The 8,080-nt window shown below is 44.1% G+C and carries 5 protein-coding genes; 1 reads left to right on the forward strand and 4 read right to left on the reverse strand.

What is annotated here, in order from left to right; translation table 11 throughout:
• The first annotated feature begins 86 nt into the window (after nt 1-86).
• Entirely contained in the window at nt 87-1,334 is a 1,248-nt protein-coding gene (locus tag PX636_RS11615) for a bifunctional folylpolyglutamate synthase/dihydrofolate synthase (RefSeq protein WP_002798708.1), read from the forward strand.
• Here PX636_RS11615 and PX636_RS11620 read toward each other — a convergent pair.
• From PX636_RS11620 to dnaK, 4 genes are all read right to left on the reverse strand, one after another.
• Nucleotides 1,308-2,897, reverse strand: a complete 1,590-nt coding sequence (locus PX636_RS11620; protein ID WP_288117273.1) for a DUF3352 domain-containing protein — start codon at nt 2,895-2,897, stop codon at nt 1,308-1,310. The genes PX636_RS11615 and PX636_RS11620 overlap by 27 nt on opposite strands.
• 175 nt (nt 2,898-3,072) lie before the next feature.
• Nucleotides 3,073-4,221: a quinone-dependent dihydroorotate dehydrogenase gene (locus tag PX636_RS11625; protein WP_288117275.1), complete on the reverse strand. Its 1,149-nt coding sequence runs from the start codon at nt 4,219-4,221 to the stop codon at nt 3,073-3,075.
• Nucleotides 4,222-4,411: 190 nt separating this feature from the next.
• The gene (locus PX636_RS11630) at nt 4,412-5,287 is read right to left on the reverse strand and encodes a J domain-containing protein (protein ID WP_002798705.1); all 876 of its coding nucleotides are present in this window, start codon (nt 5,285-5,287) and stop codon (nt 4,412-4,414) included.
• A gap of 326 nt (nt 5,288-5,613) precedes the next feature.
• Nucleotides 5,614-7,776, reverse strand: coding sequence for a molecular chaperone DnaK (gene dnaK / locus PX636_RS11635; RefSeq protein WP_288117276.1), 2,163 nt, complete (start codon nt 7,774-7,776; stop codon nt 5,614-5,616).
• Nucleotides 7,777-8,080 lie beyond the last annotated feature (304 nt).

Genomic DNA, 8,080 nt, shown 5'->3' on the forward strand with positions numbered 1-8,080 from the left:
AAACCCCACACCCCACACCCCACACCCCACACCCTACCCCCACCGAAAAACTTTTTGCCGCAAACCCTATTTATAGTTTGCCAACCATGACTATCGATTCTTTACTGCAACCTTTTCAGCGTTTTGGTGTCAATCTCGGTTTAGAAAGAATAAAAAATCTGCTGGAGATTTTAGGCAATCCCCAAGATAAAATTCCGATTATTCATGTCACGGGAACTAATGGCAAAGGATCGGTTTGTGCCTATCTATCATCTATTCTCAGCACCGCCGGTTACAAAGTCGGACGTTATATTTCTCCCCATTTAATTGATTGGACAGAAAGAATCTCTATTAATGGCGAAAATATTGAAACTGCCACTTTAGAAAACCTGCTTAAATATATACAATCGCTTATCGATCCCCAGCAGGAAAGTCCTACTCAATTTGAGGTAATTACTGCCGCTGCTTGGCTGTATTTTGCTCAGGAAAAGGTGGATATTGCCGTGATGGAAGTGGGTTTAGGAGGAAGATTGGATGCGACTAATGTTTGCGCTCAACCTTTAGTTACTGTCATCACTTCTATTAGTCGGGAACATTGGCAAAATTTAGGGCCGACGGTTGCCGATATTGCCGGGGAGAAAGCGGGGATATTAAAAGCGAATTGTCCCGCAGTTATCGGACAATTACCGGAATCAGCACAGGGAGTAGTTAGGGAGAGAATCAAGCTGTTAAATTGTCCAACGGTATGGGTAGAAGCTGCCGAAAAAATTGCCGATAATCGTGCTAAATATCAAGGTTTAGAATATCCTTTATCCTTAGCGGGAGATTTTCAATTAACTAATTCCGCTATAGCGATCGCTGTTGTTAATATTTTACGTCAGCAAGGTTGGCAAATTAGCGATGAAGTCGTGCAAGAAGGAATGGCAAAAACTCGCTGGTTAGGACGTTTACAAACCGTTAATTGGTGTCAGCGAGAAATTTTAATAGATGGCGCTCATAATCCCGCTGCTGCTATTGGTTTAAGGCAGTATGTAGATAGTTTAAAGGCTCCAAAAATTATCTGGGTGATGGGTATTTTATCGACTAAAGATCATCGAGAAATATTCCAAGCTTTATTAAGAAAAGGCGATAGTTTATATTTAGTTCCTGTCCCAGATCATAGCAGTGCCAATCCTGAAACCTTAGCGGAATTAGCGGCTTCAATTTGTCCAGAATTATCTCACCTAGAGACTTGTTCCGATGTATTTTTAGGACTAAAAAAAGCCATCCAAGAATCTGCCGATAGTCGGATAATTCTCTGTGGATCGCTTTATCTAGTCGGTTACTTTTTAGGGAGTTTGTTTCAGGGAAAATAAAACATCAATTTTACTGGTGGTTTTATCAGGCATAGTGGCAGTAATTCCGATCCCGCGTACCGATTCTAAAAAGGCCTTTGCTTCCGGGGTTAATTCCCCGGCAGGAAGATTATTAATTCCCCCTGCTTTAGCGATAATTTGCTCCACATCGATGAAAAAATAACCGAGATTATTTTTAGGCAAATTTGCGATCGATGCTTGGAAATTCTCCCTTTTGCTAATCGGTTGATTCGGTTGGGGTTGATAGGGAATTCCGACGGTCATTTTTAGGGTATCATTATTAGGCCAAGCATAGGTTAAAATAGCTTGTTCTTCCGCTTTCCATTCAGTCACATCTTGGCCAGAAATTTGACTTTTTTTTATGGTGATAAAGGGAACAGTTTTCACCAATTCATTTAACTTATCGAGGGTAGTTTTTGCCGCTTTCTGATCGCCGGTTTGCCAGATCATCATTCCCCCAAAACCTAACCCTCCCACTGCTTGCTGGTTGGGGATAATTCCAAAGGCAAATTCTCGATCCATCCAGTTAAAAACTTCTTTATCTGCGTCAAGGGTTGCCATCTGAAAATTCTCACGGATCTGACGCAGAAAAACTTGTAATTCTGGGTTAGTTTGGGACTGTTTTTCTGCTTCTTCCCATCCCTGTTTAAGATTATTACCACTCCAAAGTGCGATGGTATCTCCGGGTAAATAATTTAAAACTTGATTTCTGCTAGGGGAAGGTAGGGTAGAAATAGTTTCAGGGGCAAGTTTAGCCACCATTTGTAACTGTAATCCCGTATCGGTGACACCCACTCCCGCGACAATATCTTGAATTTTTGCTAATTCTTGCCGACTTTGGGGAGATAAATTGGCATCTGGTCCCAAGATTGCGGCATAATCATCGATATAAATTGTCGCTAGGGTATTGGGGAGGTTGAGGGATTGGGAAAGCAGTTTTCTCACTTCCGGTTTACTGCTAAAAGATGGCTGTCCTCGGTAGGTATCGATCGCCGCTTCTAACACCTTTTTATCGTAGGATATCAACAAAAAATCGCCAGTAACAGCAGTATAAATAGTGGTGTTATCCTGCCAATCTATAGCAGTAATTTTAACACCTTTGTAGTCACTGGTGCTAGTTTTGCGATTAACTTGTTGTCCTAGTTTTTTCTCGAATTCTGACGCTTTAATTTTATCTTTGATGCCGATAACCGTTAATAATCCCGATTGTCCGGGGGTAGTTGCGGGAAGGAAAGCAAAGCTGATACTACCGATCCAAGGTTCGATATCCCGTTGATAATCAATCTTATCGGTGAAGATATTTTTTTGTAATTCTTCTAGTCCTTGACTAACCGCAGTTCGCGATTCTGGTGTACCATATTTAGCTAACACTGACCAAGCTTTTGCATCCGTGGAGACAAAACTACTAGCAAAGGCAGTTTCTGGGATAACTTTTGCCGATTCTAAGGGGGTGAATCTTTGCCAAGGTAGTTGTCCCCGCAGATAAAAATAGACACCTCCTGCGGTTACTGCTGTTAGTCCTAAGACGACTAAACAACCCGGTAAAAATGATTTTTTTGACATAGAATTGTGGTTTGGTTAAGAAGTTCAATACTTGGCGATCAATTTTTATCTAGCTGTAGTCTCTAGATCAGTCCTATTGTAGTTATCTTAATTATCTTATCTTATCCCCAAAGGTAACAGATAACATTTTAGCTAATTTTTGCGAAATTATTGCTAATTACCAGAGAAAATTGGCTCATTCTTGGTTAGCTTGCCAACCCACCCCTTGATTAATGTTAGTCAACCCATTGACCTCTAATTTTTCTGTTAATCCTTGTAAAATATTTGATACTAGCCAAGGTCCTCGGTATAACCAACCGGTATAAATCTGTAATAAACTCGCACCAGCGGTAATTTTCTCCCAAGCATCATCGAGAGAAAAAATGCCTCCCACTCCAATTATCGGTAAATTGCCTTGGGTTTGCCGATAGATAAAACTGATCACTTCCGTGGAACGTTCCCGCAAAGGTTGCCCACTAATTCCCCCTGCTTCTTCAGTGATTGGTTTACCAGTTTCAGGCAGAATTGTAGTTTTTAATCCCGTGCGTTTAGTGGTGGTATTAGTAGCGACAATTCCGGCTAATTGATAGGAGAAAGCTAAGTCAATAATTGTTATGATATCTTCCCATTCTAAATCGGGAGAAATTTTCACTAATAGGGGTTTTCTGCCTTGATTTTCTGTTTGTAAAATGTCGAGGATTTTATCGAGTTGTTCACCACTTTGCAGGGAACGCAAACCGGGAGTATTGGGAGAACTAACATTAACGACAAAATAATCAGCATGGGGGAATAAATAGCGAAAACTGCCTAAATAGTCCTCCGGAGCCTTTTCTAGGGGCGTATTTTTCGATTTACAGAGGTTAATGCCGATGGGAATCTGTCGGGGTTGTCGTTGCCAAGATTGCTGGAGAGTTGCCGCTAGAACCGGCGCACCGAGGTTATTTGCCCCCATACGGTTTAATCCGGCCAAATCTTCCGGTAAACGAAATAATCTCGGTTTTGGGTTGCCCGGTTGCCCTTCTAGGGTGACAGCACCCACCTCGGCAAAACCAAAGCCGAAATTATGCCAAAGTCCTGCCCCTAAACCGTCTTTATCGAATCCTGCCGCTAATCCGACGGGATTGGGGAAATTTAACCCCCAGAGGCTTTGAGATAGGCGAGAATCGCTAAAACAGAGGGATTCTGCTAATTGGGAGATTAACCATTGTCCCCAAAATTCCCCCCGCGAGCGATCGATTTTTTGCAGAGTATTTAATAATTGTTTTTGTGTTCCCTCTAAATTGCCCCGAATAGCCTTGAAAGCTAGAGGATAAAAAGGTTTAATTGTGTCAATTATATTTGTCATAAGAAGACAGGAATTGGGGGTATTTTTCAGTTATCAGTTATCAGTGGGGAGACCACTTCGTGCGCGTTGCGGGGGAGCAGGGAGAAAAAGCCGTCTTCTGAATACTAACTACTGAATACTGAATACTGAATACTGATGACCGACTTCTGATCAATAAAAAATAGACCGTAACCCACCCCTAGCATAATCTTTATAAACCTTGGCGAGGATTAAAAGTTTCGATCGCCCGTATTTTTTGATAAAGTTCTAATTCTTCAGGGCTAGGATTGGGAGGATTAACTAATATAATTTCCACTAATTGATCGCCCCTTTCTCCTTGGGAAGTGGGATAACCTTTGTTAGCCAAACGTAATCTTTGACCACTTTTTAATCCCTTAGGAATCATCATTTTAACTAACCCGTCAATGGTAGAAATTTCCACAAAACCGCCCACAATTGCCTCGCTAGGAGTAATCGGTACTTGACAGACAATATCAGAACCTTGAATCCTAAAAAAAGGATGCCTAGCGATAGTTATTTTTAAATATAAATCACCCCCTTCAATACCCTGACCTTTGAGACGAATTTTCTGCCCATCGATCATAGCTGCTGGCATATCAACCTCTATTGATCTACCATCTTCCAGACGAATTCTTTGTCTGCCACCTTGATAGGCTTTCTCTAAAGGTAAAGTTAATTTTGCTTCCACATCTCGACGAGTTAAACGGGGAGAGGAGGCAATTTTAGCGCGCTTAGTATTAGGGTTATTAAAATCTCTAAACTTCCATAAATCCTGTTCTGTACGGGGTATTTTTCCATTCCCGTTACTATTGGCTTTTTCCCCCGGACGTATCCCGCGGCGTTTATTTCCTGTCAAGGAACGATTATACTCAACCCGTTTTTCTTCATCGGAGAGAACATCATAAGCTTCATTAATATCTTTAAACTTTTCTTCGGCCGATTTATCCCCCGGATTAACATCAGGATGATATTGACGCGCCAGTCGTCGAAAAGCCTTTTTTATCTCGTCACCAGTAGCCGTGCGAGATACTCCTAAAACATCATAATAATTAACTAATTGTGGCATATATTCAGTTATCAGTTATCAGTTATCAGTTATCAGTCATCAGTCATCGGTTATCGGTTATCAGTTATCAGTTAAGTAGGGAGGCACAATTATTTGTAGGATGGGTTATAGGATGGGTTAGCAGTAGCGTAACATAATCGGGCGTTGGGTTTCATGCTTCAACCCAACCTACGTTCATCTTATATTTAATTCCACCCACCCACTTATCAGTTATCAGTTATCAGATTTGAGTTCTAAGTGAGCAGTATGTATTAAGCGAGCAGTATTAAATAGTAGTTTCCCACTGTCTTTTTACTGATTACTGATCACTGTTTACTGATCACTGATTAAAACCAATCATCATCGTCATCATCCCAGTTATTTTGGGGGGGGATATTGCGGGAACGATTGCCGCCGCTGCGGTTACTTTTACTATTGTTATAACTTTTTTCCTCCGAAAGGGGGGGACTTTGCCAATCGCTATCGCGGCCATTGTAGTAATTGTCCTGATTGCGGGGGCGATAACTATCTTGATTAGCCGAATAATTGGGTCGATAATCACTTTGATAACCCGGTGTACTGGGACGATAATCCTGCCGATAACGATCGCGGCGCGGTTCGGAGGGAAGATCATCTTCCTTATCCCCGGTAAAAGTCTTGCGAATAGCGCTAAAAAAGCCCTCATCTTCCTCGTCGTATTGTAGCCGTACCTCGCGATTTAATTCATAGATAACATCCTGTAGATCCGCCTGGGCGCGATCAAGGCGACGGTCATCATTTTTCTCCAAAGCGTCGATAATTTCCGTACTCAAAGACTCAATTTGACGACGATAGGAACGGGTAAACTCATTACCAAAATCGAGAGTAACATCTTTTAAGCGTCGTTGGGCTTGATCCACCAGAGAGCGGGCGCGATTGCGTTTATCGACCTTTTCGCGACGGGTACGATCTGCTTCGGCAAATCGGGCAGCATCGCCGATCATGCGGTTAATTTCCCCTTCGCTGAGGGTAGAAGCGCCTTGAATGGTGACACTTTGCTCCCGTCCGGTCATTTTATCCCTAGCGGTGACTTGTAGAATACCGTTAGCATCGATATCGAGGGACACCTGCACTTGGGGAATACCCCGGGGCGCGGGGGGGATACCGGTTAATTTAAAACGTCCCAGGGATTTATTATCGCTGGCCATTTCCCTTTCCCCCTGCAAAACGTGGATTTCCACCACAGTTTGATTATTTTCGGAGGTGGAAAAAAGGTCAGCTCTGCGGACGGGAATAGTGGTATTGCGGGGGATTAACTTTTTCATCACACCGCCGATGGTTTCTAAACCCAAGGATAAAGGGGTAACATCGAGGAGCAGCACGTCTTTGACCTCGCCGCCCAAAATTCCTGCTTGAATAGCCGCCCCGACCGCTACAACCTCATCAGGGTTAACATTTTGATTGGGTTCCCTATCGATAAAACTCCGCACCAAATCCTTCACCACCGGCATCCGCGTGCCGCCGCCCACCAGTACCACTTCGTCTAGTTGGACGGGGGACAAACCGGCATCGGAAAGGGCCCGTTTGAGAGGACGACGGAGACGACTGATTAAATCGCCGCATAATTCCTCAAATTGGGCCCGACTCAGGCGAGTTTCGATGTGTTTGGGTCCGTCTTCCGTGGCGATGATAAAGGGTAGATTAATATCGGTGACGCTGACCCCAGATAGTTCAATTTTGGCTTTTTCTGCCGCTTCTGTGAGTCTTTGTAGGGCTTGCCGGTCTTGGCGCAGCTCCACGCCTTCCTGTTCCAAAAATTGATTGGCTAACCAATCGACGATTCTTTTATCGAAATCATTACCGCCTAATTGGGTGTCGCCACTGGTGGCTTTCACCTCAAAAACGCCGTCACCCACTTCCAGGATAGAAACATCAAAAGTACCGCCCCCCAGGTCAAAAACGAGGATTTTCTTGCTTTCCTGTTCATCGAGACCGTAGGCCAGGGCGGCGGCGGTGGGTTCGTTGAGAATCCTCATCACTTCTAACCCCGCAATTCGGCCCGCATCCCGGGTGGCTTGACGTTGGGAGTCGTTAAAATAGGCGGGGACGGTGATGACGGCCCCGGTGACTTCTTCCCCTAGATAACGGCTGGCTTCTTCGGCTAATCGGCGTAAAACTAGGGCGGAAATTTCTTCGGGGGCGAATTCTTTTTGCAGACGGGGGCATTTAATTTTGATATTGCCCATCTCGTCCCGGCGGATGGTGTAGGGGACGCGCTTCGATTCGGGGTTTAATTCCGAGTAGCGACGACCTATGTAGCGTTTGACTCCATAGTAGGTGTTTTGGGGATTGAGTACCCCTTGTCGCCGGGCCATTTGACCGACCACTAACTCCCCATCTTTATTAAAACCGACCACAGAAGGGGTGGTTCTCATGCCCTCCGAGTTGGCGATGACCACTGGCTTTCCGCCTTCCATCACGGCGACGACGGAGTTAGTTGTCCCTAGATCAATGCCTACTACTCTACCCATGCTTGTTTTTGTCTCCCCCTAGATTTCGATAACTTCGGGACTTTTACCTTCGATCGATAGTTTAAATCGCTTAATGCTTGTTGACAATATTGTATCGAATTGTCTTAGTTTCTCGCTCTCGGTTCGGGGCGATTGAGGGTGTGATTACCGAAGTGGTCTTTTAGTGATCGCTGGCGATCGGGCTTGGGGGGTTTTAAATAGGGTCTGCGGCAAAAAGTTTTTCCTGGGGGCAGGGTGTGGGGTGTAGGGTGTAGGGTTTTAGCGATTTTGAGGGGGTCAATTACCTAATTTTCAGGGAAAAAGT

The organism is Microcystis sp. M53598_WE2, assembly GCF_030067735.1.
Lineage (GTDB): Bacteria > Cyanobacteriota > Cyanobacteriia > Cyanobacteriales > Microcystaceae > Microcystis > Microcystis aeruginosa.

Coding starts and splice junctions, on each gene's coding strand:
- PX636_RS11615 (WP_002798708.1), top strand. CDS start 87: ATGACTATCGATTCTTTACTGCAACCTTTTCAGCGTTTTGGTGTCAAT.
- PX636_RS11620 (WP_288117273.1), bottom strand. CDS start 2,897: ATGTCAAAAAAATCATTTTTACCGGGTTGTTTAGTCGTCTTAGGACTA.
- PX636_RS11625 (WP_288117275.1), bottom strand. CDS start 4,221: ATGACAAATATAATTGACACAATTAAACCTTTTTATCCTCTAGCTTTC.
- PX636_RS11630 (WP_002798705.1), bottom strand. CDS start 5,287: ATGCCACAATTAGTTAATTATTATGATGTTTTAGGAGTATCTCGCACG.
- dnaK (WP_288117276.1), bottom strand. CDS start 7,776: ATGGGTAGAGTAGTAGGCATTGATCTAGGGACAACTAACTCCGTCGTC.